The following is a 1,666-nucleotide window of genomic DNA, read 5'->3' as shown; positions in this document are numbered from 1 at the left end:
GGCAGCCTCAGATGTGTATANNCGNNNGATCCGCCCCCCTGCGTATCCCCGCCCCTTCGGGCCGTTCCACCTCTTCAGGTCACCCCGCTCGCCCGACCTCCCCTGCTCGCTCGACGCCCTCCGCCCGACCGGGCAACCCCGTCCATCCGGTCCGCCCCGTACGCGCGGGCCGGGCAGGGGGCGCCGGCCTCGCGCTGCTGGGTTACGCGGCGGCGCGCCTGACCGGTCTCGCCGTCCTCCTGGTCGCGGCCGCCGCGAGCGGGGAAGACGCCTGGCACCGGCTCACGGGCCGCTGGGACTCCGTCTGGTACACCCGCATCGCCGAGCACGGATACGGCCACGAGGTCACCCTCCCGGACGGTTCCGTCCACTCCGACCTGGCGTTCTTCCCGCTGCTCCCCGCCCTGGAGCGCGCCTTGTCGACGCTGCTGCCCATCGGCGCGGCCCCCGCCGGGCTGGCCGTCGCCTGGACGGCGTCGCTCGCCGCCGCCTGGGGCATCCACGCGGTCGGGGCGCATGTCGCGGGGCGGCGCGCCGGCATCGTCCTGGCGGTGCTGTGGGGCGTGTACCCGACGGCGTTCGTGCAGTCCATGGCGTACACGGAGACGCTGTTCACGGCGTTCGCGGCCTGGTCGCTGTACGCCGTGCTGCGGGGCCGCTGGCTCCTGTCGGGCGCCCTCGCGGTGCCGGCCGGGCTCACCCGGCCGTCCGCCGTCGCGCTGATCGCCGCGCTCGCCGTCGCCGCGCTCGCCGTCCTCGTCCGGGAACGCCGCGTCGGTCCGGGTCTCGCCGCCGGTGTGCTGCTGGCGCCGCTGGGCTGGCTGGCGTACGTCGGGTACGTCGCCGTCCGGGTCGGCCGCCCCACCGCGTACTTCGACGTCCAGGCCGGCTGGGGCAACAGCATCGACGGGGGAGCGGCCCTCGCCCGTTTCACGTGGAACCGGCTGACCGGCCCCCAACCGCTGGCGGGAGTGGGGCTGCTCGCGGTGTTCGCGGTGCTCGGCTGGGCGGTCTGGCTGTGCGTGCGGCAGGGCCTGCCGCCGCCGGTCCTCGTCTACACACTGGCCGTGGTCGCCGTGTCGCTCGTCGGCGCCGCGTACTTCGGCTCCCGGCCGCGGCTGATCATGCCGGCGTTCCCGCTGCTGCTGCCCGCGGCCGTCGCCCTGGCCCGGCTGCGCGCCCGGTACGCGGGGGCGGTACTGGCCGTGCTGGCCGCGGCCTCCGCCGGGTACGGGGCGTTCACGCTGCTCGGTCCGGGCCCGCCGTGAGCGGCGCGTCCACCACGAGCCGTACGCCCGGCCGCACGCCCCACCGCTCCATCGCCCCGGCCGCGGCCTCCAGCACGTGCCGGGCCCGCGGCCGGGGCAGTCCGAGCCGCCCCGGCCGCATCCCGGGCACGACGGCGAGGACCGTCAGGTCGCGGCTCAGATAGGCCACGTCGATCGCGAACCGCATCCGGAAGGTGTGCACGCTCCCGCACGGCGTCAGCAGCATCGCCCCGTCGATCCCGTCCCGTCCGAGCAGCCCGCGTGCCCGCGTCCGGTACGAGGCGGCGATCTCGACGGGAACCGCCGTCCCGCCGCCGATCCGCAGTGTCCCCGTTCCGTCCCGCCATTCCATACCCGGCACGGTAGGCCCCCGGCCCGCCCCGCTGCCGGGTTTCCTC

Annotated in this window: 2 protein-coding genes; one reads left to right on the top strand and one right to left on the bottom strand. The window is 76.5% G+C overall.

The genetic code is table 11. From position 1 onward, the window contains the following. Positions 1-44: 44 nt before the first annotated feature. Positions 45-1,268, top strand: a complete 1,224-nt coding sequence (locus tag MW084_RS03825) for a hypothetical protein (protein WP_420833759.1) — start codon at positions 45-47, stop codon at positions 1,266-1,268. Here the strand turns inward: MW084_RS03825 and MW084_RS03820 are convergent. Beyond that, positions 1,240-1,620, bottom strand: a complete 381-nt coding sequence (locus MW084_RS03820) for a DUF192 domain-containing protein (RefSeq protein ID WP_010469846.1) — start codon at positions 1,618-1,620, stop codon at positions 1,240-1,242. The two genes, MW084_RS03825 and MW084_RS03820, sit on opposite strands and share 29 nt — an antisense overlap. Positions 1,621-1,666: the final 46 nt, after the last annotated feature.

Source organism: Streptomyces sudanensis (genome assembly GCF_023614315.1).
Classification (GTDB): domain Bacteria; phylum Actinomycetota; class Actinomycetes; order Streptomycetales; family Streptomycetaceae; genus Streptomyces; species Streptomyces sudanensis.
This window is presented reverse-complemented; position numbering and strand designations above follow the sequence as displayed.